Source organism: Pelorhabdus sp. sgz311002 (genome assembly GCF_056134285.1).
The window spans coordinates 89,630-114,302 of the sequence record NZ_JBWBCL010000002.1 but is presented as its reverse complement, the minus strand read 5'-3'; the positions used below and the strand labels follow the sequence as shown (position 1 = coordinate 114,302).

20 protein-coding genes are annotated in these 24,673 nt (G+C 38.6%); all 20 read left to right on the top strand.

Annotation, left to right across the window (positions count from 1 at the left end):
- The first annotated feature begins 17 nt into the window (after positions 1-17).
- The 20 genes from fliD (at position 18) to AC0NJP_RS04360 (ending at position 24,373) form a co-directional block, all read left to right on the top strand.
- The gene (gene fliD / locus AC0NJP_RS04455) at positions 18-2,210 is read left to right on the top strand and encodes a flagellar filament capping protein FliD (protein WP_474698920.1); all 2,193 of its coding nucleotides are present in this window, start codon (positions 18-20) and stop codon (positions 2,208-2,210) included.
- A 17-nt stretch (positions 2,211-2,227) separates the two neighbouring features.
- Positions 2,228-2,623 carry a flagellar export chaperone FliS gene (gene fliS / locus AC0NJP_RS04450; RefSeq protein WP_474698919.1) on the top strand — a complete coding sequence of 132 codons (396 nt, stop codon included), beginning with the start codon at positions 2,228-2,230 and terminating at the stop codon, positions 2,621-2,623.
- On the top strand, positions 2,620-2,967 hold the full coding sequence (locus AC0NJP_RS04445) for a hypothetical protein (RefSeq protein ID WP_474698918.1): 348 nt from the start codon (positions 2,620-2,622) through the stop codon (positions 2,965-2,967). Before fliS ends, AC0NJP_RS04445 begins: the two co-directional genes overlap by 4 nt.
- Before the next feature lie 188 nt (positions 2,968-3,155).
- Entirely contained in the window at positions 3,156-4,655 is a 1,500-nt protein-coding gene (locus tag AC0NJP_RS04440; protein ID WP_474698917.1) for a flagellin N-terminal helical domain-containing protein, read from the top strand.
- A 138-nt stretch (positions 4,656-4,793) separates the two neighbouring features.
- Positions 4,794-6,851 (top strand): glycosyltransferase, encoded by a 2,058-nt coding sequence (locus AC0NJP_RS04435; RefSeq protein ID WP_474698916.1) that lies wholly within the window; start codon positions 4,794-4,796, stop codon positions 6,849-6,851.
- Between the two features lie 29 nt (positions 6,852-6,880).
- Positions 6,881-8,299: a tetratricopeptide repeat protein gene (locus AC0NJP_RS04430; RefSeq protein WP_474698915.1), complete on the top strand. Its 1,419-nt coding sequence runs from the start codon at positions 6,881-6,883 to the stop codon at positions 8,297-8,299.
- Between the two features lie 46 nt (positions 8,300-8,345).
- A complete protein-coding gene (locus AC0NJP_RS04425; protein ID WP_474698914.1) occupies positions 8,346-8,858 on the top strand; it encodes an acyltransferase in 513 nt (170 codons plus the stop codon).
- Positions 8,859-8,907: 49 nt separating this feature from the next.
- Positions 8,908-9,414 (top strand): acyltransferase, encoded by a 507-nt coding sequence (locus AC0NJP_RS04420; protein WP_474698913.1) that lies wholly within the window; start codon positions 8,908-8,910, stop codon positions 9,412-9,414.
- 9 nt (positions 9,415-9,423) lie between these two features.
- Positions 9,424-10,377 (top strand): Gfo/Idh/MocA family protein, encoded by a 954-nt coding sequence (locus AC0NJP_RS04415; RefSeq protein ID WP_474698912.1) that lies wholly within the window; start codon positions 9,424-9,426, stop codon positions 10,375-10,377.
- Positions 10,374-11,360: a dTDP-glucose 4,6-dehydratase gene (locus AC0NJP_RS04410; protein WP_474698911.1), complete on the top strand. Its 987-nt coding sequence runs from the start codon at positions 10,374-10,376 to the stop codon at positions 11,358-11,360. Before AC0NJP_RS04415 ends, AC0NJP_RS04410 begins: the two co-directional genes overlap by 4 nt.
- A 3-nt stretch (positions 11,361-11,363) precedes the next feature.
- The gene (locus tag AC0NJP_RS04405) at positions 11,364-12,452 is read left to right on the top strand and encodes a DegT/DnrJ/EryC1/StrS family aminotransferase (protein ID WP_474698910.1); all 1,089 of its coding nucleotides are present in this window, start codon (positions 11,364-11,366) and stop codon (positions 12,450-12,452) included.
- A gap of 26 nt (positions 12,453-12,478) precedes the next feature.
- Positions 12,479-13,876 (top strand): SPASM domain-containing protein, encoded by a 1,398-nt coding sequence (locus tag AC0NJP_RS04400; protein WP_474698909.1) that lies wholly within the window; start codon positions 12,479-12,481, stop codon positions 13,874-13,876.
- A gap of 59 nt (positions 13,877-13,935) precedes the next feature.
- Positions 13,936-15,183, top strand: coding sequence for a DegT/DnrJ/EryC1/StrS family aminotransferase (locus AC0NJP_RS04395; protein WP_474698908.1), 1,248 nt, complete (start codon positions 13,936-13,938; stop codon positions 15,181-15,183).
- 38 nt (positions 15,184-15,221) lie between these two features.
- Positions 15,222-16,124, top strand: a complete 903-nt coding sequence (locus AC0NJP_RS04390; RefSeq protein ID WP_474698907.1) for a UDP-3-O-(3-hydroxymyristoyl)glucosamine N-acyltransferase — start codon at positions 15,222-15,224, stop codon at positions 16,122-16,124.
- Between the two features lie 29 nt (positions 16,125-16,153).
- Complete coding sequence (locus AC0NJP_RS04385; RefSeq protein ID WP_474698906.1) at positions 16,154-16,783, top strand: PIG-L deacetylase family protein; 630 nt, start codon at positions 16,154-16,156, stop codon at positions 16,781-16,783.
- 117 nt (positions 16,784-16,900) lie between these two features.
- On the top strand, positions 16,901-17,473 hold the full coding sequence (locus AC0NJP_RS04380) for an acyltransferase (protein ID WP_474698905.1): 573 nt from the start codon (positions 16,901-16,903) through the stop codon (positions 17,471-17,473).
- 110 nt (positions 17,474-17,583) lie between these two features.
- On the top strand, positions 17,584-20,496 hold the full coding sequence (locus AC0NJP_RS04375; protein WP_474698904.1) for a flagellin N-terminal helical domain-containing protein: 2,913 nt from the start codon (positions 17,584-17,586) through the stop codon (positions 20,494-20,496).
- Positions 20,497-20,636: 140 nt separating this feature from the next.
- The gene (locus tag AC0NJP_RS04370) at positions 20,637-21,875 is read left to right on the top strand and encodes a DegT/DnrJ/EryC1/StrS family aminotransferase (RefSeq protein WP_474698903.1); all 1,239 of its coding nucleotides are present in this window, start codon (positions 20,637-20,639) and stop codon (positions 21,873-21,875) included.
- 76 nt (positions 21,876-21,951) lie between these two features.
- A complete protein-coding gene (locus AC0NJP_RS04365; RefSeq protein ID WP_474698902.1) occupies positions 21,952-23,259 on the top strand; it encodes a nucleotide sugar dehydrogenase in 1,308 nt (435 codons plus the stop codon).
- A 10-nt stretch (positions 23,260-23,269) separates the two neighbouring features.
- The gene (locus AC0NJP_RS04360) at positions 23,270-24,373 is read left to right on the top strand and encodes a Gfo/Idh/MocA family protein (RefSeq protein WP_474698901.1); all 1,104 of its coding nucleotides are present in this window, start codon (positions 23,270-23,272) and stop codon (positions 24,371-24,373) included.
- The last annotated feature ends 300 nt before the right edge of the window (positions 24,374-24,673 follow it).

The following is a 24,673-nucleotide window of genomic DNA, read 5'->3' as shown; positions in this document are numbered from 1 at the left end:
TTGAAGGAGGAATTTCTATGTCCGATATGTTCAGTAGCGGCGTAAATAGAACATTTGGGTTAAGCGGTTCAGGTATCGACGTTGATTCGATGGTACAGCAACTGATGAAAACAGCTAGAAAACCTTATGATTCCTTGCAGCAAAAGGAAACTTCATTGGAATGGAAGAAAAGCGACTACTATACGATGTATACAAGCATCAATGATTTTCGCAACAATAAAGTTTTTAATTTTAATATGAAAAGTACTTTAGACGCGAAGTCTATTACTTCAAGCAATACTGGTGTGGCTACGATTACAGCGAATGGCGATGCGATCAATGTTAATCATACACTGAGCGTAAGTCAGCTTGCCAGCGGTGTCACTCAGAGTAGTTCAGCAGCGATTACGACGGGAAAAAGTAAGACGTCCCTTGCTAGTCAGTTTGGTGTAAGCGGCATCTTTAAGATGATGATCAATAATAAGCAGATTTCGGTGGATTCTACCAAGAGTATTAATGATCTTGTTAGTTCTATTAACAAAGCTGATGCGGGCGTAACGGCTTTATATGACACAAATCAAGACCGTTTTTATCTCTATACCACAGGAATGGGAAGTAGTGCTAAAATTGATTTTACTGGCAGTAGCACCCAGGGACTGAGTTTTTTAACAAATAACTTGAAGCTTAGTCCTATATCAGCGGTAAATACAAGCGGTATTAGTAGTGGAGGCTATCTCGGCACGACAGATTTGTTGCCTGTAGCGGGACAGTTTAAAGGAATTGCTGGGAGTTTTACTTTGAATCTAAAAGTTGCTGGAGCTGAAGCTAATATAATTGTCGATACGACAAAAACAACACTGAATGATATTGTTACACAGATTAATAGTGTGAAGGATGCTTCTGGCAACCAGTTAGCTTCTGCGACTATTGGTACAGACGGAAAGCTTACCATTAAATCGGCATCTGATACAAACACGCTTGATCTGAGTGGGAGCGATGCTGCGGGACTTAACTTTCTACAAAACCAATTGCAAATGAGTTCTGTAGCGAATTGGAGTGCAATTGGGAAGACAGCGAATATAGCGACAAGTTCTGGCGCCGTTGTTTTTGACCAGACGGCAAAATTAGCCACTTCTTTTTCCAGCGCTTATACGGGAACTTTTAATTTAGCGATTTCCGATGGGACAACCACGCAGAATTTGTCAGTAAATACCCAGACTATGAGCATGGTGGATTTGGTCAGCAGTATCAATAATTTGAAAGATACCAGTGGAAAACAGTTAGCTGTAGCTAGCTTTGATCACGGTAAATTTTCCATTAAAGCGGCTCAGACAGGGGCGACGCTCGATTTATCGGGCAGTGATTCGGCAGCGCTCAGTTATTTAACGAATACGTTTCAAATGACGAATCAGCAGGGGCAGGATGCTACTTTTAAGCTAGATGGCGTGACGATGACTCAGTCTAAAAATAACTTTACTATTGCTGGTGTAACTTATAATCTATTAAGTACTGGCAGTACTAGTATTACAGTACAAAATGACGTTGATAAAATTGTGAATAGCGTAAAGACTTTTATCAGTGATTATAATGCTTTATTAGCTTCTGTTACGACGAAGGTGACGGAAGCCTATGACCGGAACTATTTGCCACTCACGGATGACCAAAAATCAGCCATGAAAGATGATGATATTTCTCTTTGGACGACGAAGGCGAAAACGGGGCTTTTGCATAATGACACTATTTTACGTACGTTGACAAATTCAATGCGTAATGCTTTTTCCAGCTCTATTTCTGGTATTGATGGAAAATACAAGTCTGCATCAAGCTTAGGAATTACGACAAGTCAAGATTGGACGGAAAACGGAAAGCTTTATCTCGATGAAACCGCACTGAGAAATGCACTGCAGAGTGATCCTGATGCAGTGTACAAGCTGTTTAGTACTGATGGAGCGGATACTTCCCATGATGGAATTGCGGTACGGCTTAGTGATGCACTTAAGACAGCGACGACAAGTATTTCTACTGAAGCGGGGACTACAGCGTTGGTGAGCAGTGATACGACAAGCGTACTAGGGAAGCAGGCCAAAGATTATCAGACACAGCTTGCTGATATGTTTAAAAAACTGCAGACGAAAGAAAATGACTACTATACGCAATATAGTAATATGGAAACGGCTTTGTCGAAGCTGAATCAGCAAACAAGTCAATTGTCATCTTTACTAGGAAGCTAATATGAGGAGGATTTGTCATGAATGCAGCAAATATGGCTAATGCCTATAAGCAGCAGCAAATAATGACAGCGTCGCCAGAAGAATTAACCTTAATGCTCTATAACGGTGCGATCCGTTTTGTTACAGAAAGCATTCAGGCGACGGAAAACAAGGAGATCGAGCGGGCTCATAAAAGCAATATGCGAGCGCAAAATATCGTACATGAGCTAATGGTTACTACAGATACAAGCTATGAGATTTCAAAAAACTGGTTAGCTTTAGAAGAATATATTCTGCACTGTCTGGTCCAAGGTAACATTAAAAAAGATATCGAATTACTGAAGCAAGCAAAGACGTTGCTGACAGAATTTCGCGATACTTGGGTGCAGGCCATGAAAATCACTCGCCAAAGCAAGGCGGCAGGCAGTGAATGATGACTGAAGCGCAGAAAAAACTGCAGCAACAATGGGAGGATTATCTTTTTCTGACAGAAGAGATGAAAAAGTTTCTCTTACAGCGTGAGTTAGATATGTTTTTCGCGTTGCTTGAGCAGAGGGGATCTCTTTTGCAGTCGATCCAAACAGTATCGAAAGAAGAATCTGCTTATTATGAACTTCCGGCGAATCAAGAATTGATACGAGAAGTGAAAGCTGAAAATAAAGATTTGCTACAGGTCTTTCATATTGCTTTTAATTCTATTAAACGCCGTGAAAATGTTACCAATGCTTATGAAGGTGGCGGCAATTTAGCTGGACAGTATTTAAATCGTCATACTTAATTTTTTTTAGACATTTACTAAAAAAAATGTAATATAATGCTTAAGATATTTTAAAAACATCCGATACTATAATTGAAGGTTTAAATGTAGTATTTTCACTACCGGCCGGAGTGAAGAAAGCTACTTTAAGCAAGTCATAAGATTTGGGCATGGAAGCCCAAAATTAAAATATCAGGGAGGAATTCCACATGATTATTAATCACAATCTTTCAGCAATCAACACATTGAATGCACTGGGAAAAAACAATGCAGCAACAAGCAAATCCTTACAGAAACTGTCTACTGGCTACCGTATTAACGGCGCATCTGATGATGCAGCAGGTCTTGCGATCTCCGAAAAAATGCGCGGTCAGATCAGTGGTTTGAAACAAGCTTCCGCTAATGCACAGGATGGTATTTCTATGTTGCAGACAGCTGAAGGTGGTCTGGATCAGACTCATAGCATTCTGCAAAGAATGCGTGAATTGTCTGTACAGTCAGCCAATGATACGAATACTTCTGATGATCGTCAGAAAATCCAAGGTGAAGTTGACCAGTTAGCTAAAGAAATCAGCCGTATTTCTAACACGACTGAATTCAACACACAGAATCTTTTGGCTGGTGGTTTGAGCGATACTTTCCATATTGGTGCTAATGCCAATCAGAATATTGCCGTTTCTGTAAGTGCAATGGACGCACAGAGTCTTGGCGTTGCAGGCGTTTTGACGGCTGCCACTGGTGTGAAAGCGTTGACTAGCGGCTTGAGTATTTCAAGTGTCGGCAGAGGTTTTGCTGCTGCTACTGGTTATAAAGTTGTTACAACTGTGACTGCTGCCACGGTTGGTAGTGCGGTTACTTCTATCTTAAAGACAGATACTAACCAAACCCATGCTTTGACCGTAACTGGTATGGCAAAATTCACTGGTACCGTTGATACGGACTATCAAGTAAAAGTTTCTAGTGTGAAAAATACAGCTACTACTAGTTATGTTAAATCGATTTCTTATTCGACTGACGGTGGTACAAGCTGGAATACGCTTTCTGGTGACTTTAATACAGGTGTAACAATTGATGGTATGACCTTTAAATTAGCTAATTCTGCCGTAGCTAACAATAGTGGTATGTATACTGTTGGTGATCAATCGAATTTCTCCGTAAAAGCATCTTATGATACACTTCAACTCAAAGATACTGCAGGCAATAATATCGGCGCCTCTGTTGATATTCACTATGGTGATACAAACGTAACTGTTGGTGATGGCGATGTTGGCAAAACTGTAGGTTTACAGTTTAACTACAGCAAGGTTAAAGCACATACCTTGAGTTACAATATTAAACAGAATGCTTCCTCCGCTGCTGTTGTTGTCAATGGCAATGTGACGACTAACGCTCAGGTTACTGCCGGGGTTGATGTTTCGACTCAGGATTCTGCTAATAAGGCAATTACCACAATTGATAAAGCGATCAACGCTGTATCGAAACAACGTTCCGCTCTTGGCGCTTATGAAAATCGTCTAACCAATACGATTGATAATCTCAATACTTCCAATGAAAACATTACAGCATCCGAATCTCGCATTCGCGATGTAGATATGTCTTCGGAAATGATGACTTATCAGAAAAACAATATTTTGCAACAAGCTGCCAATGCCATGTTGGCCAAAGCAAATCAACAACCTCAATCAGTACTCCAATTGTTGCAAGGTTAAAAGACAAAAAAGACTCTGGAGTTTCCAGAGTCTTTTTTTTTTAGATGGATTATATAGAGGCCTTTTGACAAGAAGGCTTGTATATTGTCCATGTTTATATAATGTATTGACTAATGAAAAGATTGTGAGGGCTTATTGATGAAATTAAGTATTTGTATGATGATAAAAAATGAATCGAAGCACTTAGATGAGTGCTTAGCCAGTTTACAACCAATTAGGGATGCTGTTGAGTCGGAGTTAATTATTGTTGATACAGGTTCCGATGATAATAGTGTAGAAATTGCCCAAAAATATACGGATAAAATTTATTTTCATAAATGGAATGATGATTTTTCTGGAATGCGTAATACAACAATTAATTATGCGTCAGGTGAATGGGTCTTTATTTTTGATGGTGATGAAGTGATGGTGGAAATTCAACCGCTTATTGATTTCTTGAAAGCTTCTAATATTGATAAAAATATTGGTGCTGTGGCTATTACCGGAAAAAGTTTGACTAATGACTATGATCTTGATAATTACTCTATTCTTGTAACACCTCGTATTTTTAGAAATGATGGTTTTGTACATTATGAAGGTGTTGTGCATAATCAACCAGTTTTTAATGGCCTATTAATAGAAATTGATGCGATACTAGTCCATTATGGCTATTTGTCAACCGATAAGGATCTTATGGAAAAAAAGTTCCTACGAACTAGTATGTTGCTAAAGAAAGAACTGGAAAAAGACCCTGAAAACCTATATTACTTATATCAATTATCGGTTTCTTATGGTATGCATGAAGACTATGATGAAGCCCTTAATATTATTCAGAAAGCCTATGATCTTTTTGTAAAACAAGGAAGACCACAAAGCGGTATTTTTATTCTTACTCATTTGGCACACATGTATCAAATGACACGCAATTATGTCGAGGTTGAAAAGTATTGTTTGGAAACCTTGGAATTAAAAAAAGATATTATAGACATACACTATTATTTAGCAGAAGCGCAGGCCATATTAAATAAGTATGATAATTCAATTCGAAATTATGAGTATTATTTACAATTAGTTGATAAACGTAAGGATGTTATAGAAAAAGATACTGTAATCATAGATTATACATTAGGGAATATAGAGTTAGTTTATTTTAATTTATCTAATTTATACTTGAAGGTACCTAATTATGAACAGGCCTTATATTATGCCACACTTGTTACTAAAAAAGAAAATATACGCGATAATCTAAAAAACACTATTTACCTGTTTGTTCAGCTTGAACAATATGAGAATATGTGGAAGTACTATAATCGATATTGCCATGAAGATATGGCCGAGATCTTTTATCAAAGACTGGAAGAGGTTAGAAGCGAAAGATCTAAAGAGACACAAAATGAAATAAGTAGTCTATTTTGTAATGTGGAAGGCGCTTATGGTCTCTTGCAGCGTTTAATATTGGAAAGAGAGAGAAACGAAATATCAAAAGAAACTATTCAATTATTAGAAAAGATCAATTTAGTCGATTTACCATTATATTGTAGTGATATTTTATATTATCTTTTTATGAAAAATTATTCGATTAAGTCGTTTCTAGGAAATTTTAAAGAAATAGCATTAAATTGTTTAGTCGATAATATTGCTAAAAAACATGCTGATTTTGCTCAAATTCTATACAATTATTTAAACTTACTAGATATTGATTATAATGACCTTAATTCTTGTAAGCTGACGAAAGCTATTTGCCGTTATATATTGTTAATGAATAAAATAGATGAAACGCGGTATTTTAATGTTTTTGAAAAATATATTAATGTAGGAACTGCGTATTTACAAATGGTTTATAGTAATACTGTTATTGAAAATACTTTAGTATATGAGTTGAAGAATGATGAAGAAGTATTTTTGCTATTCATAAATTCTGCAAAGAAAAGCTTAGGCCAAAGCGAGTTACATTATATAAAATATTTAAAAGAGGCGCTATCTGTCTTCCCTGCAATGGGGAAGGGAATAAGTATTTTGCTCGACGAATTTCAAAGTAAAGCTCAAAATAAGGAAAATGTTTTTGAACAATATAAAATTGAAGTAAAAGACAAGGTAAGAAAATTAATAAATAATAGAAATTTTGATGAGGCAAAACTCATTCTAACGGAATATAAAAATATAGTGCCAGATGACTTAGAGGTTGTGCTCTTAGAATCACAAATTCTTCTTAATTAATCCATTATAGAATAAGAAAGTGTGATAACATGAAAAATAATTCAGAAGATATGTGTAAGCAGATAAAAGATAATATAGAGCGTTTAATTAAATTAAACCAATTGACGGAAGCACAAAAGATACTCAATGAATATAGTAAGCTTGTTAAAAATGATTTTGAAATTATATCTCTACAAGTCGTTATTCTTATACAGAGTGGTCAATATACGCAAGCTGAAAATTTACTATATGAGGGCTTACTACTTAATAATGATAATTTTGACTTGCTTTTTAATTTAGCTTATTTATATGAACTAACTGGCAAAATTACAGAGGCTAGAGCCATTTGTATGCATTTGCTTAATAGTAATTTAAGCGAGGAGCAAAGTAATTGTATTAATAGTTTTATCTATAAAATAAATAAGCAAACTCTACCTGCTTCTTTGAAAAATACGAAGATTTTACAAGGTACAATGGAAATTGCAAATCAGATGTATACGTTAACGGAATTTCTTCAAACTGCTGGTTATAAAGCTCGTTGTATAAATTATTATCCGTCTTATCTGCAGTATCAGACAGATATAAATCTCGCTTTAGATAAATGTCAATCTGAACAGGAATATAGTAGTAAGATTTACTCTTTTGTCAAAAGCGCAATAAACCAATATGATCTATTTCATTTTCATTTTGGGACAACATTACTTCCCAATCACGAAGACTTACCGTTATTAAAAAAGTTAGGTAAAAAAATAGTAATGCATTATTGGGGATCAGATATTAGACGTGAATCTGTTGCAAAACAATACAATCCTTTTGTTAAAGTGAAAAATACTAATGAGCAGGATTTGCTATCTCAGGTACGTTTTTTTTCGCAGTATATCGATCATTGTATTGTAGCGGATTGGGAATTGTATTTATATGTGGAGAAATTTTTTAAGTTTGTACATTTTCTACCAACTGTAATCGATTTAAAAAAATATAAATGTAATTTCGCCCAAAAGCGAAAAAAGGAGCTTTTGTTAGTTCATGCTCCAACAAATAGAGAGATAAAAGGAACTGATTATATTCTTAAAGCTGTCGAAGAGTTAAAGAAAACCTATAAATTTGATTTTCAGTTAGTACAGGGAATGAGTCACGAGAAAGCAACTCAAATATATCAGAAAGCAGATCTGATTATTGATCAAATTTTATGTGGAAGTTATGGGATTTTTGCATTAGAAAGTATGGCAATGAATAAACCTGTTGTTTGTTGGGTTAGTGACTATATGGCAGGTAAATATTCTAAAGATTTGCCTATTATTAGGGCAAATCCGGAATCAATTAAGTCTGTTTTGAAAGGTATTTTAGATAATCCACAACAATTGATTTCAATAGGAAAGAAAGGACGTGGTTATGTTGAAAAATACCACGATCCGCTAAATGCAACGAATGAGTTATTAAAAATATATGAGAAAGTTTTGACGTCTTAAAGTAAGCAAAATTCAAGATACAATATACGTTAAGGGGGATAGAAAAATGGCGTTTAAATATTGGAGAACAGAAGGTTCTGGTAAAGAGTTTTTGGGGAAATTAGCTGCCGTTGGGGAAAATGTAATTATTGAAGATGGTGTTCGCATTTTTCACCCTGAAAATGTATACTTAGGAAATAATGTTTATATAGGCCATGATACAATTTTAAAAGGGTATTATAAAGGGAAACTTTTTATTGGTGATAATGTTTGGATTGGACAACAGTGTTTTATACATGCAGGGGGCGGGGTTACTATTGGAAATGAAGTCGGAATTGGACCGCAAGTTAAAATGCATGCAGCTCGGCACAAAGTCCCTGATACGGGGGAATCTATCGTTTTTTCAGAAATTGAATTACGGCCAATTGTTATAGAAGATAATGTTAATTTGGGAATTGGATGTATGATTCTTGGCGGTGTTACTGTTGCAAAAGGAACTCGAGTCGGTGCAAACGCGGTAGTAAGTAAAAGTTTTCCTTCTAATTCAATTATAGCTGGGGTACCTGCTGTCATTATTTAAACGCTTTTTTAAGGATACGATTAAATAAATAACTAAAGAGAGTGATGATATGTCCAATAATATTTTTATACATCCATCTGCTAATATTTCCAACGAAGCTCAGATTGGCGAAAATACAAAGATTTGGATTAATGCGCAAATTAGAGAAAATACAATGATTGGGAAAAATTGTATTGTGTCAAAAGATGTATATATTGATACCGGTGTTTCCATTGGGGATTCGTGCAAAATACAGAATTCAGTTTCGATTTATTCTGGTGTGACAATAGAAAGTGATGTATTTGTTGGTCCTAATGTATCTTTTACTAATGATCGGGTACCACGCGCGTTTAATGAAAATTGGGTCATTTCGAAAACCTTAATTAAAAAAGGAGCTAGCCTTGGGGCTAACTCAACAATCGTGTGTGGTATAACTATTGGTGAGTATGCAATGGTTGCAGCCGGAAGTGTGGTAACAAAAGATGTGCCTCCATATACTTTGGTTATGGGTAACCCGGCACAATCGTATGCTAAAATTGACAAAATGGGTAATAAAGTGACTCTTCTTGAAAGGTAGGATATAAATATGTTACGAGTAGGACTCATTGGTTTAGGAAAAATGGGGCAAAATCATCTAAGGGTTTTGTCTTTACTTAAAGGCGTTACTATTCAATTCATTTATGATGTAGATAAAGACAAGGCAAAGTTGTTATCTGAGCAATACTCTGTTAAAGCTGCGACGGAATTAAGTTGTGAACTTCCACATGTTGATGCTGTTATTATTTCTACACCAACAATAACTCACTTTGAATATGTTTTAATGGTTAGCGATTATGTGAAATACATATTTGTTGAAAAGCCAATTACTGCTAATTTAAGTGAGACCTTTGCTTTGGAAAAGTTAGCAAAGGAAAAAGATTTAAAAATTCAAGTTGGTTATATTGAACGATTTAATCCTGCAGTTATTGACTTAAAGAAAATTTTGGATAGTAGTAAAAATGTTATTAATATTGATTTTACAAGAACTAATAAAGTAAGTAGTCGCATTACAGATGTCGATGTAATTATGGACTTGATGATTCATGACATTGACTTAGCCCTTCACTTAAATGGCGAAGTTAAGGATGTTTATGCTTACGGTGCCTTTGAAAATGAAATGATCGCTTTTGCGAGTGCCGTGCTGATTCATAAAAAAGGGTGTTTTTCGCATATAGTTGCAAGCCGGATTACTGAAAAACGTATTAGAAGTATCAATGCCACCTGCGATAATATGTTTATTGATTGTAATCTATTGAGAAAGGAAATTTATATTAATCGTCAAACAAGTTTACAAGCATATGATTCACTAAAGTTATCTTCTATAGAGGAAACTGTTGATATTTCAAAACAAGAAGCTCTTTTAAGTGAACTTATATCATTTGTGAGATATGCATCGGGTATACCAAAAGAAGACTTATTTATTCCCACAATGAAAGATGCTATTTTATCAATGCAAATAGCAGATGAAATTCAAAGAAGAATACGAGGCATAAAAGAATGAGACCTCTAATTAAGAATAGTTCAATCTTAGTAACAGGCGGCGCGGGTTTTATTGGAAGTCATTTAGTTGACCGTTTATTGGAAGAAGGGGCGAAGGAAGTAGTTGTAGTTGATAACCTCTTTTTGGGAAATAAGAAAAACCTTTACTCTGCCATCAATAAAGGTATTCATTTTTATGTAGAGGACGCAGAATTTATTGATTCTTTAGAGTATATCTTTTTAAAGCATAATATTGATATTGTATTTAATTGTGCAACAAAGGCTCTTAATTATTCATTTATTAATCCTTCTAACGCTTATATGACTAACGTTCAAATTATTAGAAATTTGCTTGAACTACAGCGGAAAAACTATTTTAAAACTTTATGTCACTTTTCTACATCTGAAGTATATGGAACAGCCATATATGAGCCTATGGATGAAAATCACCCTTTTCATCCCACTACAACTTATGCCGCAGGTAAAGCCGCTGCAGATATAATGATTGAAAGCTACGTAAAAATGTTTAATCTGGATGCATTTATTGTTAGACCTTTTAATAATTATGGTCCACGACAAAATCATATAGGGCCGTTAGCTGGGGTTATTCCTAGAACTGTATTCCGTATTTTACAGGGAAAACCACCAGAGATTCAAGGGGACGGACTACAAAGTCGTGATTTTATTTACGTGTCTGATACTGTAGAAGCTATAATAAAATTATATGAGAAGATTTTAGCTGGAGAAGCTGTGAATATTTCAAATGATGGCCAAATTACGATTTCTGAACTAATCAATGAAATTGCTAGTATTATGGAATATGAAGGAGATATACTTTATAGCCCTGGAAGACCTGCAGATGTAAAATGTCACATCGCTAGTAATGTAAAACTCCGCCGATTGATACATACAAATTTTGTTCCTTTTTCCACTGGATTAACGAATACAGTGGAATGGTACAAAAAATTATATAATGCAGAAGTTGCTGAGAGAAGGGAATGCTGAGCGATGCTTCGATTAATTAAGCCGTACATAGCATATGATGAAATTGAAGAAGAGTTTAGAGAGGTTTTCGCAAGCGGTATTTTTACTAAAGGAAAATATGTTGAGCAGTTTACGTTTGATTTTAAAAAGTATATTAATGCAAAATATGTTTTTTTAACAACATCAGCCACAACAGCATTATCAATGTGTTTGAAAGTATTAAATATAAAGCCAGGAGATGAAGTAATTGTATCTGACTTTTCTTTTCCTGCTACTGTCAATGTCGTAGAAGATTTAGGGGCTAAGCCTGTTTTTGCGGATGTTGATATTAATACTTATAATATGAATTCTCATGACCTAGAAAATAAGATTACCTCTAAGACAAAAGCCGTTATTTTTGTTGATGCACTAGGAAATCCTTCAGGAATTCACAACATTAAGAAAATTTGCGATAAGTATAAAATTCCCTTGATTGATGATGCCGCTTGCGCAGTAGGTAGTAATGAATTTGGGGTGAAATCTGGATGCATTGCAGATCTTAGTTGTTTTAGTTTTCATCCCCGGAAGTTGTTGACTATGGGAGAGGGGGGCGCTATTTGCACTAATAATGCCGAATTAGCCCAAATACTTACTCGAAAGTTGAATCATGGAGCAATTTTTAGCGATGGAAAACTTGACTTTGTTGATTTTGGTTTTAACTATCGTTTGACTGATTTACAGTGCATAATGGGAATAAAGCAGCTTATAAAATTAGATGAAATCATACAGGATAGACTCAGAATTCAAAAAGATGTGAAAGAACAACTAACTCCTTTTGGCTTTACGCAACAGGCTATCTCTCAGGATGTAACGCATAACGTTCAATCCTTGGTGTTTACGGTTCCCCAAGATTGTGATCGAGATGGTTTAATTTCCTATCTGGCACAAAATGGAGTAGAGTCTACTATAGGAACATATTGTTTGAGTAATACAACGTATTATCGACAAAAATATAATTCTGTTCAACCAAAAGCTAAATATTTAGAAAACAATACAATTACACTGCCCTGTTATAGTAATATAGATTATAACTATTTTTGCAAAAAAATAATAGATTATATGAATAAGGTATAAAAATTTATAAAGAGTAGGGGAAGTTTATGGGACAAAATGATGATGAAAAGTTAATTGAAGATTTAATTGAAAATAATCAATTTGCAGCGGCAATGGATCAACTAAATTTATATAAAAATAAGTACGGACAAAATCAAAAGAGTGTGGGGCTAGAATCTCTTATTCATATTCTTAATGGGGAATATAATATAGCAAAAAGAATGCTTTTAAGCGCTTATGAACAAAATAAAGCTAATTATGATATTTTATATCAATTAGGTATGATAGCAGAATTAGAGAAGAATTTAACTTTAGCTGTAGGGTTTTATCAAGAAGCTCAAGTTTTGTCAAAAGGTGATAAGAATGCTGAAGGGGTAAGTAGTATTATAAAAAAATTATTACTAATCATCTCGGAAGATATTCTTGAAGGAAAGATGAATATTCAAGATTTTTTGGCTTTATTAGAGTCCCATAATGTTAATATTGATGAAGAGTTAGAAAAAATTTGTAAAAGATTGTATCCCCAATCTATTCTTATAGAAACAATACGTGGTTGTAATTTAGAGTGTCTATTTTGTGAATTGCAAATTGACGCTAAAAATAGAGGGGTAATGACAGAGCAAGTTTTTAAAAGAATTATTGACACAGTAGTAACAAACCCCAAAATAAATACTTTCATTATGCATAATTTAGGTGAGCCTTTGTTGGATAAGAATATATTTGATAGAATTAAAAGAATTAAGGCGGTGAAGCAAGATAAATGTCAAATAATCATGGATTCTAATCTATCTGTGGAGTTAGACGCTATTTCTCTAGTAAAGAGCGGGTTAGATGCTATTTATGTTGCTTTTGATGGTGCTACTCAGGATTCCTATTCTAAATACAGGAAAAAGGGTCAACTCGATACAGTCATAGCTAATACTTTGAGATTAGTTGTGGCAAAGAAGATGCTAGGCTCTAAAACTCCCGTAATTAATGCCAAAACGGTATTGTTTAAGCATTTAATGAATGAACTACAATTAATCTCTAATTTGGTAACCCAAATAGGAGTTGATTCGCATATAGGCCAAACCGCTATGTTTAAAGAAAATGCGAATCAGGTACCGCGCGATTGGATTCCAGAAGATCAGAATGCGACGAGATACGATGTGAAAAAGTTGTATAAAGAGAATAAATTGGTTTATAATAAGGACTCTATTTCCAAAGAAAAAAATTGCAAAGGAATTTTAGAAGAAATTCCTCCTGTTATTGACTTTGAAGGAAATGTCTATCCCTGTTGTTACTCTTGTCTAGACCCCGATTATAATATGGGAAATATCAGGGAAAAGACATTTCAGGAAATTTGGGAAAGTCCGAAATATGTGAATTTCAGAGTGGCCGTTTTAAAAGATAGGAAGTTTTATAAAGTATGTGAAAATTGTGTAAGACCATCTAATCAGCAATAGTATGAAGTAAATAATATTATAGGAAACATCATAGATAACAGTATTGTGAGGTTGATAAAATGCGAGTACCGTTAATTGATTTACATGGACAAGTAAACAGTGTAAAAAAAGAAATGTTGAAAAGTTTGGAAACAGTTTTTGATAGTACTTCGTTTATCATGGGGAAAAATGTAACTGATTTTGAACAGGCGTTTGCTGATAAAGTAGGTGTAGACTATGCTCTATCTTGCAATAGTGGAACAGATGCTTTAATTCTAATTTTAGAAGCTATGGGAATTAGTCACGGTGATGAAGTAATTACAACTCCATTTACATTTTTTGCAACTGCAGAAACGATATCAAGAGTGGGAGCAACGCCTGTTTTTGTTGATGTAGAGCCAGACACATTTAATATAGATCCATTGAAGATAGAAGCTGCTATTACGGAAAAGACAAAAGCTATTTTGCCAGTACATATTTTTGGGCAACCAGCTAAAATGGATAGAATTATGAAATTAGCACAAAAATACAATTTGAAAGTAATTGAAGATGCCTGCCAAGCTGTAGGGGCTTCATTTATTGATGAAGATAATAGGATAAGAAAGGTTGGTAGTATTGGTGATGCTGCGGCGTTTTCTTTTTATCCGACTAAAAATTTAGGAGCCTGTGGTGATGGTGGTATAGTTACCACAAATGACCAACGTTTAGCTCAAATTATTCAAGCATTGAAATCACATGGAAGTGGTTTAGCTGGAAAAGAAGCTTATGAGTTGGTCACAGGCGAAAAATTAGAATTGGGGATTGCTGATCAGGCTACCATAAATAAGACGATTTATGATCCCACTAAATACTATAATTTTTTAATTGGGACAAACAGTAGGCTGGATGCAATTCAAGCAAGCATGTTGCATATCAAATTAAATCACATTGATGGTTGGAATTCCGCAAGGAAGAATTTGGCCAAACGATATGATTTTTTATTAGATAAAGCCGGGCTAAGTCAGAAAGTTTCCTCACAAAAATCTGCTTTGGGGGTAAATTCTGTTTACCATCTTTATATTATAAAATGTGAAGAACGGGAGGCTTTGTGTAAATTTCTAGGTGAGCAAGGAATAGCTACCGGAATTTATTATCCTGTTGCACTACATTTGCAAAAGGTTTATCAAATCGGAAAATTCAAACTCGGTTATAAAGAGGGCGATCTGCCTGTAAGTGAATACCTTAGTGATAGAACGATGGCCCTGCCCCTATTCCCTGAATTGACGGAAGCTCAACAAGATTACGTTGTGGAGAAAATTAAAGAGTTTTACCTTAGTTGTAATAGATAAATATAGTCATAATCAATTCTAATGAAAGAGGAAATAATATGAATATTTCTTTAAAAGCAGTATTGCGGTTTTTAGAGGAAAATCAATTGTATTCACAAGGGACTATATTGAGCTCTGATCGTTCTATTACAGCTTTTTCTCCTCTGAATCAATGTATTCCAGGTTCAATGACTTGGTTTAAATATAGGTCTTGGGACTGGGATTCTGTGCAGGCTACTGCCGTTATTGTGCCGGAAGATTTTATTGTGCCACAAGCGGCGGCAACGCGTATTGTTTTTATTCCTGTGAAGAATCCACGACAAACTTTTGCTAAAATTGTGGCGGCTTTTTATCCGCAGGAATATAAAAGAGGAATAGAGCCGACTGCACGAGTGGGGAAGAATTGCGTAATTGGTAAAGATGTTTACATCGGACATTATACGGTCATTGGCGATGACGTAGAAATTGGTGATGATACAGTCGTTTATAGTCATGTGTCGATTTATGATCGTGTTACCATAGGCAGCCGCTGTGTTATAAATAGCGGTACCGTTATCGGTGCTGATGGGTTTGGCTATGAAAAAGATGACGACGGACAGTATTTTAGATTTCCTCATATTGGTTCTGTGGTGATTGAAGATGATGTGGAGATTGGTAGTAATACATCAATTGATCGCGGTGTTCTCGGAAATACTTTTATTCAGCAGAATGCGAAGATAGATAATTTATGTCACATTGCTCATAATGTAGTAGTTGGCAAGAATTCGATGGTAATTGCTCATGCTATGCTGGGAGGCAGTGTTACATTAGGCGAAAATACTTGGATTGCACCAAGTGCTGTCATTAAAAATGGCCTTGATATTGGTGCTGAATCTGTTGTAGGTCTCGGTGCCGTCGTTCTCAAGAACGTGTCAGAGAAGGATGTTGTTGCTGGAGTGCCAGCTAAATCGATCAATAAATAGCAGAGATTCTATGTGAGCGTGATGGAAAAATGGAAAAAGTGCTTCTTGTATTAGCGCCGCATACCGATGACGGCGAACTGGGCTGTGGCGGTACGGTGGCCAAGCTGATTGATCAGGGCTATCGAGCTGTTTCGGTGGCTTTTTCGGCGGCGGAAGAATCAGTGCCTGCTGGTTTCCCCAAAGATATTTTACGTAAAGAAGTAATTGCGGCTACAGGCAAGCTGGGGATTCTACCGGCAGACTGTTTGACGCTGTATTTTTCGGTTCGTAAATTTCCTGAGAATAGGCAAGCGATTTTGGAAGAAATGGTGCGACTCAATCGAGAATATAAGCCTAATCTCGTTTTTTTGCCAAGTGTTCATGATACGCACCAAGACCATTTGACGATTGCACAGGAGGGGTTCCGCGCTTTTAAGAAAACCAATATGCTAGCTTATGAAGCGCCCTGGAATCACCTGGAGTTTCGAAATACATGCTTTCAGGTACTTAGTGAAGACCAGCTAACTCGTAAGATTGCAGCTCTGTCTTGCTATGAATCGCAGAAGCATCGTTCCTATGTAACTGAAGAATTTGTGAAGAGTCTTGCCATCGTTCGGGGGGCCCAGATTAATCAGCGCTATGCCGAAGTATTTGAAGCAGTTCGTATGATTTGGCGCTAAACGGAAAACGGATTATGACTTATTAAAACCTGCCAAAGAGAAGTTTTTTTCTTGGCAGGTTTTTGCGATAAAAATTTAAAATGATTTATACTAGATCATGAATCGGAGGTTTTCGTTATGTTAAAAGATTATTTTGTTCATGAATCAAGCTACGTTGATGAACCCTGCCAGATTGGTGAGGGAACGAAAATCTGGCATTTTACGCATATTATGGCGAATTGCCAAATTGGTAAGAACTGCAATATTGGTCAGAATGTCGTGATATCACCAGAAGTTATCTTAGGTAATAACGTTAAGATCCAAAATAATGTGTCAGTTTATACGGGGGTTATTTGCGACGATGATGTTTTCCTTGGCCCTTCTTGTGTATTTACGAATGTCTGGAATCCTCGTAGTCATGTAAGTCGTAAGCATGAATACCTCAAGACAAAGATTGGCCAGGGAGCTTCTGTTGGTGCTAATGCGACGATTGTGTGCGGACACTCGATTGGCAAGTATGCTTTTATTGGCGCCGGTGCTGTAGTGACGAAGGATGTACCTGATTATGCCCTCTTGGCAGGAAATCCAGCACGCCAGATTGGCTGGATGTGTCAGTGCGGCGAAAAGCTAAACTTTTCTGGCGCTCAGGCAACTTGTCGTGAATGTAGCTTGCATTATGAAAAAAATGAGCATGGGGTTAAATTAGTTTAACCTGATTTGATTTAATTTTCAGGAAAATGTTGGAGCCTATTACCCCCTATGGTATAATAAAAATAACTTTTATACTATGGCATTTTTATACCATGGGGGGTAAGACGTTTATGATTGTCAACCATAACGTTACACTTATGCGAGCGGAAAGTCAGAATAAAAAAGCGACGAAGAGTGAAAATAAAGTAGCGAGTCGTCTTCAGAGCGGACTAAAGATCAATCGGGCAGCCGATGACAGTGCAGGACTTGGCATCAGTGAAAGTATGCGGGCGCAAATTCGTGGACTGTCTCAGGCCGCATCGAATATCCAGACAGGAATTTCGATGATGCAGACAGCCGATAGCCATTTAAGTGCGATTAATGATCCGACTTTGCAGCGCATGCGAGAGTTGGCGGTGCAGGCGTCGAACGATTCTCTGACGGATTCAGATCGGCAAAGAATTCAGGAAGAGATCCAGCAGCTTAAAAGTCATCTTGATAATGTTTTTTCTAATGCAGAATTTAATACGCAAAAGATTTTTACGCAGATTCCCAAGCAGATTACTGAAACAAAAGTTTATCCTAGTCCAGGCATTTTAGCTGGTGATACGCATTTATTGCCTGATGGGCTTGATGTTACGCCAGGACAAAATCAAACCATGAGTTTTAAGCTGGACGGAGTGCCTTACTCTATTTCCCTTACTGCCGGGCCTCATACGGCTCAACAGCTATTAGATGATTTAAACCAGAAGTTTGCTGCGGCGGGAACCGATGTGACAGCTTTTTATCAGGGAGACGGACTAGCGTTTGATTCGCCGACTCATGTTATGGATAGTTTTGGCGGCGATATGATGCAAATTAATAACCCCTATACGTCGATTCTTTATGATATGGCAGAACATGGTTCCATTTCTGGAGCCGCAGCAACTGGGTATGGCAATTTAAGCAGCGGGCTTACCATTACGGCAAGTAATAATACGCTGACGATGAATGTGGACGGTGCGGCAACAAGCATTACTTTGTCAAGTAATACTTATACGGCATCCAGTCTTTTGACGGAAATTAATAATCAATTCAGTAACTCTAATATTCCTGTGACGGCGACCTATACTGGAAGTGGTCAATTACAGCTGATGCATAATATTAGCGGCGCCGGTCATACTTTGGATACTTTAGGCGGCAGCGCTTATCCTGATTTATTTCAAAGCTATACGGCATTGACTGAGTCTGTTTATTCTTCTACGTATACCACGGCTGCCATCACCGGCAATAAAAGTCTTGCTGGCGGCGTGACCATTACAGCAGGTGACAATGATTCTTTAAAGTTTACTGTTGATGGTACGAACTATGCCTTTACGGTAACACATGGAACGAATTTGACAGCAACCAATATCGCTAGCGATTTAAATGCGCAGTTTGCGGTGCAGGGGTTAACTTCGCTTACAGCAAGTAGTAATTCAGGTCAACTCCGTATTGCTTATAATAGTGCAGGGAATCATTCGATTACAGGTCTTTCTGGTACGGCCGTAGATGATCTGTTTTACAGTAAAGGAACTCCTGGCGTGTATCCTGGCAGCTATCAATACATCGAAGGGAGTAGTGCGCCACTTCCCAACGGTTTTGCACGGGTTGAAGGTTTGACTGATTTAAGTAACGGTGCTATTGTTCGTGCGGGGAAAAATGATACCTTTTCGTTTAAACTCGATGGTACAGCTCATACGATTACACTTGATCCGGGAACATACAGCGCCAGTTCTTTTGTGTCAGCAATTAATAGTAAGCTTTCTGGCTTATCAGTGCAGGCCTCTATTGGCTATAACTTCTATGGGGCTGTGCTCAATTTTACGAATACCCATGAAGGCGGAGGTATTCCTCAGTTTCCTTATTCGCTAGACTCTTTTTCCGGTAACGGCTATGATTCCTTTATGCGTAGCATCGTTCCTACGCCCGTACAAGGATATGACAGTAAAGCTGAAATTGATGGTGTGGCTGATCTTTCGGCAGGACTCACAATCAATAGCAGTAATAATACCTTTAGTTTTAAGATTGGCGCCATGACGAAAACAATTACGCTGAATGCGAATACCTATTCTGCCAGCGGTTTACTGACGGAGATCAATCAGCAATTGACATCGGCTAGTATCCCTGCGACAGCCAGTTATTATGGTTCGACTTTGCGGCTGACGGCAGTTAATAGCGGTGAAGATTTCAGCGGTCTTACTGGGAGTGCCGTACCAGCTTTATTTCGCAAAAATGATTATGTTGGCTGGGCCTCCTACACTTCGCCAAGCAGTACCGATGCTTATGTGGAGGGACGGCTGAATTTGGCTAGCGGTGTAACGATTGATCGTGGGGTCAATGACACACTTTCTTTTTCGATTAATGGCACTGATCATTCTGTCACCCTGCCGGAAGGCGGTTATACACCAGATAAACTTTTAGCGACGTTAAACAATGATCTTGCATCATTTAATGTTACAGCGAGCTATAATAGCAAACAGCAGTTGCGTTTGACCTATTCGCCAGGCACAAATGGTTCTTATGTGATTGATGGTGTGGGCGGCAATGCTTCTTATACGCTGTTTTATCCCGGCCCGACGAAGAAGGTTGAGTCTACACGGGATTTAAGTCAGATGGATGGACGCAGTACCTTAAAGCTACAAGTCGGAGTCAATCAAGATATGAATATGAGTTCAGGGATTCCGATTTTTATGGCTACACGGACGTTGGGAATTGATAAGCTTGATCTGACCAATCGTGAGAGCGCTGACAAAGCAATTACGGTTGTGGATCAGGCGATGAAACAAGTGAGTCAATCGCAGACATTTATTGGCGCTACTATGCAAGCGTTGCAAGCTACTTTGGGCAATGTGACAACCTATGGCGAACACTTGACCGACTCTGAATCAAAGCTGCGCGATGCGGATATGGCGGCAGAACTCATGGAACAGACGAAGCATTCTATTGTAGCTCAGGCGTCAAATGCTATGATGGCTCAAGCTTCGAAGCAGCCTCAGCAAGTATTGCAACTGCTACAAGGATAAATTGATTTAGTAGGGAATGACTTTTTATTATGAAAAGTCATTCCCGTTTCTGTTTCTGACCTTAATCTTTTGTCGGAAAATCACGATATAATAGGTAATGTGATTTTGTGTTTGGTCATGTTTATAGGGGAGGATTTTTTATGCGGATACCTTTAGTTGATTTACAGCAGCAGACGAAGCTTTTGCAGCCAAAAATTATGCAGGAAATCGAGAAGATTTTTGCTAACACTGCTTTTATTATGGGAAAAACGGTAACTGATTTTGAAGCGGATTTTTCGCAAGTGGCAGGCGGTGCAATGGCTGTAGCTTGTAATAGCGGTACGGATGCGCTAGTCCTCTTGTTAGAGGCGATGGGAGTCGCAGCAGGCGATGAAGTCATTACAACGCCTTTTTCCTTTTTTTCTACGGCAGAAGCCATTTCTCGGCTCGGCGCGGTACCCGTGTTTGTCGATGTAGAAGAGACTACTTTTAATCTGGACCCGAAAAAAATAGAAGCAGCCATTACGGCAAAGACCAAGGCCATTTTGCCTGTTCATATTTTTGGGCAGCCTGCTGATATGGAGCCAATTCTGGGTATTGCGAAAAAACATCAGCTTAAGGTGCTAGAAGATGCTTGTCAGGCCATCGGTTCTTCCTATACTTTTTCTGATGGCCGTACGGTGGCGGCAGGAGCGATCGGCGACAGTGCTGCTTTTTCCTTTTATCCAACGAAAAATCTCGGCGGCTTTGGTGATGGCGGGATGATGACGACAACCGACGAGAATCTGGCGAAGGTGATTCGAGCGCTTAGGGCTCATGGAAGTGGGAAAAACGGTAAAGAAGCTTATGAATTGCTGTACGGTGAGACCGTTGACTTAGGTGAGGCTGAGACTGCTTCGGCTGATGCGACGATTTACGATCCGACGAAATACTATAATTTCCTCATTGGTGTAAATAGTCGCCTAGATGCACTGCAAGCGGCTATTCTTGCCGTGAAGATTGAGCACCTTGCTGGATGGAATGAAGCGCGGCGGCGGCTTAGTACTCGCTATGATGAACTGTTTCAAGCGGCAGGCTTGGCAGATAAGCTTATTTCGCAGCAAACGCCGGACCATATTTTCGCTGTAAAGCATTTATATATTGTAAAATGTCAGGAACGCGAAGCTTTATGTCGGTTTCTCGGTGAAGCTGGTGTAGCTACGGGCGTCTATTATCCTGTGCCGCTTCATTTACAGAAAGTTTATCAAATGGGGCGTTATAAATTGCATTATGCTGCCGGTGACCTGCCTGTGAGCGAGAAACTTTGTCAAGAAACGATGGCTTTACCGCTGTTTCCGGAAATGACGGTAGAACAGCAGGACTATGTGATTACCAAGGTGAAGGAATTTTACGGAAAGTAGCTGCAATATAGCGTTAAATAAAATCTTGAATTTCAAAATTTAATCAGCAACTGCTGCAGAGAAAGAGTGGGAATCCATGAAAAAGGCGTTGTTAGAAAAGATTTACCAAAAGACGGCTGTGCTCGGTGTAGTCGGTCTTGGCTATGTAGGTCTGCCCTTGGCGGTAGAAAAAGCGAAAGCAGGCTATCGTACTATTGGTTTTGATATACAGCAGGAAAAGGTTTCCATGGTCAATGCGGGGGAAAATTATATTGGCGACATTGTACCAGAGGATTTAACAGCTGTTGTGAACTCTGGCCTTTTGAGTGCGACTGAAGATTACAGCAAGCTGAAGGAAATCGACTGTGTGGCCATTTGTGTGCCGACGCCCCTTGATTTATACCAGCAGCCTGACGTGTCTTATGTGGTGAACTCGGCTCAGGAAATTGCCAAATATCTTCATCCAGGTATGTTGATTGTGCTGGAAAGCACGACATATCCTGGAACTACCGAAGAAATTATTAAGCCCATATTGGAAGCGACAGGATTAAAGACAGGCACGGATTTTTATCTAGCCTTCTCGCCGGAACGGGTCGATCCAGGCAATCAGCATTATAATACGAAAAATACGCCGAAGGTGGTTGGCGGTGTTACATCGGATTGTACGGAAGTAGCGGCGGCTTTGTATAAAGAAGTACTTGAGGGCGATATTCATACTGTTTCGAGTCCTGCTGTAGCTGAAATGGAAAAGATTCTAGAAAATACGTTTCGTATTTTAAACATTGGTCTTGCTAATGAGATGGCGCTGATTTGCAATAAAATGGGTATTGATGTGTGGGAAGTGGTCGATGCAGCGAAATCAAAGCCTTACGGTTTTATGCCCTTTTATCCTGGCCCTGGCGTGGGCGGTCACTGCATCCCGATTGATCCTTTCTACTTGACATGGAAGGCCAGGGAATACAATTATCATACGCGGCTGATTGAAACAGCTGGGGAAATCAATAACTCTATGCCGGAATTTGTTGTGGATCGGGCTATGAAGATTTTAAACCGTTTCGGACAATCCTTGAAAGGCGCAAAAGTTCTCGTGCTCGGTGTAGCCTATAAGCAGGATATTGATGATGTACGCCAATCGCCAGCTCTTGAGGTCATTGCCAATCTGGAGAAATATGAAGCGGATATTACGTATCATGATCCCTTTGTTGCGAGCTTTAGTTATAAAGGGAAGTCCTATGAATCGACGGAACTTACGAAACCGCTTGTAGCTCAGGCGGATTTAGTCATTTTAACAACGATGCATACAGGTTTTGATTATGGTTGGATTGCTCGTCACGCTCGCATGATTTTTGACACGAAAAATGCTTTTAAGGAAGTAGAACAGCGCGGCAATATTGAAAAACTTTAGGAGGTCGATTATGGGGAAAATCAATATAGCGCTAGTTGGCTGTGGTCGCATTGCCCATAAGCATATTGAAGCGCTGCTGAATAATCGTGAAGAATTATCGCTCTATGCTGTCTGCGATGTTGTGTCAGAGCGGGCCGAGGCGATGGCGAAGGCTTATAAACAAGGCTTTGCCGCTGCGGGTTTAGCTGAGCCTGACGTGAAAATGACAGTAAATTATAAAGAGCTTGTCGCTGATGCGGCAGTACAAGCGGTGGCTATTGCCACCGAGTCTGGCAAGCATGGTGCTATTGCGTTGGAGTTCCTGGATGCGGGGAAACATGCTCTGGTAGAGAAGCCTATGGCGCTTTCCACGCAAGAGGCGGATGCGATGATTGAGCTAGCGGAAGCCAAGGGGTTGGCTTTATGCGTATCACACCAGAACCGTTTTAATCCGACGGTCTTAAAAGTAAGAGACGCTTTGGCGACAGGACGCTTTGGCCGGATTTTAGCAGGCAATGCACGCATTCTCTGGAATCGGAATGAAGACTACTATCGGCAGGCGCCATGGCGTGGAACCTATGAGCAAGACGCTGGTTGTCTCATGAATCAGTGCATTCATAATATTGACTTGTTGCAGTGGATGCTGGGCGGCGAGCCACAGCAGGTACAGGCTATGCTGGCGAATTTTGTCCATCCTTATATTGAAGCGGAAGATTATGGCTCGATCCAAGTGCGTTTTGCCAGCGGCTCCATTGGCAATGTCGAAGGCACTGTCTGCGTCTATCCGCGTAATCTGGAAGAAACGTTGACACTTCTAGGGGAAAAGGGAACGGTCGTCATTGGCGGCGAGGCTTTAAACCGCGTCCAGGTTTGGCAGTTTGCTGACGGTCTTGATTCATTAGAGCAAGTGCGGGAAGAATGTAATAATGAAATCGATAGCGTCTATGGCCGTGGTCATACGCCCCTATACGCCGATTGGACGCGCGCTATGCAGACCGGCGAAGCGCCGCTAGTCGATGGGCGACAAGGAAAAATTGCCATGTCGATTATCTTGCATGCCTACGAAGCGCAGACCTTGGGAAGGGCTGTACGCTTTGGCGACAAAGAGCTTACAGCGATTTCTTACCATAAATAGTTGCTATTGTCTTATTTGTTTTATTTTTCTTGCATTTTACAGGATCTTCCCTTATACTTAAAGTAAGAACCTTTTTGCTTAGGTCTGTGGTTGAAAATCGATGCCAGTCGCAGGCGAAACGATCCACGTAAGGAATCAAAAATGGTTTTGAGCATGGTGCGGCTTAGAAGTAAGACCTGCCGAACAAAGAGTCGAGAGAAAGAGTTGTGAGGGGAATCGTATCCTAGTAGCTAAATTTCCAGCAGGCGAGTGTGGGGGCAAAGACCAGGTCGGCTAAGCAAGGGTATCTTAATTCAAAGG

Excerpts from the sequence above, each read along its gene's own strand:
- AC0NJP_RS04400 (WP_474698909.1), top strand. The coding sequence starts at position 12,479 with ATGGGACAAAATGATGATGAAAAGTTAATTGAAGATTTAATTGAAAAT.
- AC0NJP_RS04430 (WP_474698915.1), top strand. The coding sequence starts at position 6,881 with ATGAAAAATAATTCAGAAGATATGTGTAAGCAGATAAAAGATAATATA.
- AC0NJP_RS04415 (WP_474698912.1), top strand. The coding sequence starts at position 9,424 with ATGTTACGAGTAGGACTCATTGGTTTAGGAAAAATGGGGCAAAATCAT.
- AC0NJP_RS04420 (WP_474698913.1), top strand. The coding sequence starts at position 8,908 with ATGTCCAATAATATTTTTATACATCCATCTGCTAATATTTCCAACGAA.
- fliS (WP_474698919.1), top strand. The coding sequence starts at position 2,228 with ATGAATGCAGCAAATATGGCTAATGCCTATAAGCAGCAGCAAATAATG.
- AC0NJP_RS04440 (WP_474698917.1), top strand. The coding sequence starts at position 3,156 with ATGATTATTAATCACAATCTTTCAGCAATCAACACATTGAATGCACTG.
- AC0NJP_RS04410 (WP_474698911.1), top strand. The coding sequence starts at position 10,374 with ATGAGACCTCTAATTAAGAATAGTTCAATCTTAGTAACAGGCGGCGCG.
- AC0NJP_RS04380 (WP_474698905.1), top strand. The coding sequence starts at position 16,901 with ATGTTAAAAGATTATTTTGTTCATGAATCAAGCTACGTTGATGAACCC.
- fliD (WP_474698920.1), top strand. The coding sequence starts at position 18 with ATGTCCGATATGTTCAGTAGCGGCGTAAATAGAACATTTGGGTTAAGC.
- AC0NJP_RS04375 (WP_474698904.1), top strand. The coding sequence starts at position 17,584 with ATGATTGTCAACCATAACGTTACACTTATGCGAGCGGAAAGTCAGAAT.
- AC0NJP_RS04360 (WP_474698901.1), top strand. The coding sequence starts at position 23,270 with ATGGGGAAAATCAATATAGCGCTAGTTGGCTGTGGTCGCATTGCCCAT.
- AC0NJP_RS04390 (WP_474698907.1), top strand. The coding sequence starts at position 15,222 with ATGAATATTTCTTTAAAAGCAGTATTGCGGTTTTTAGAGGAAAATCAA.
- AC0NJP_RS04385 (WP_474698906.1), top strand. The coding sequence starts at position 16,154 with ATGGAAAAAGTGCTTCTTGTATTAGCGCCGCATACCGATGACGGCGAA.
- AC0NJP_RS04425 (WP_474698914.1), top strand. The coding sequence starts at position 8,346 with ATGGCGTTTAAATATTGGAGAACAGAAGGTTCTGGTAAAGAGTTTTTG.
- AC0NJP_RS04365 (WP_474698902.1), top strand. The coding sequence starts at position 21,952 with ATGAAAAAGGCGTTGTTAGAAAAGATTTACCAAAAGACGGCTGTGCTC.
- AC0NJP_RS04405 (WP_474698910.1), top strand. The coding sequence starts at position 11,364 with ATGCTTCGATTAATTAAGCCGTACATAGCATATGATGAAATTGAAGAA.
- AC0NJP_RS04445 (WP_474698918.1), top strand. The coding sequence starts at position 2,620 with ATGATGACTGAAGCGCAGAAAAAACTGCAGCAACAATGGGAGGATTAT.
- AC0NJP_RS04370 (WP_474698903.1), top strand. The coding sequence starts at position 20,637 with ATGCGGATACCTTTAGTTGATTTACAGCAGCAGACGAAGCTTTTGCAG.
- AC0NJP_RS04395 (WP_474698908.1), top strand. The coding sequence starts at position 13,936 with ATGCGAGTACCGTTAATTGATTTACATGGACAAGTAAACAGTGTAAAA.
- AC0NJP_RS04435 (WP_474698916.1), top strand. The coding sequence starts at position 4,794 with ATGAAATTAAGTATTTGTATGATGATAAAAAATGAATCGAAGCACTTA.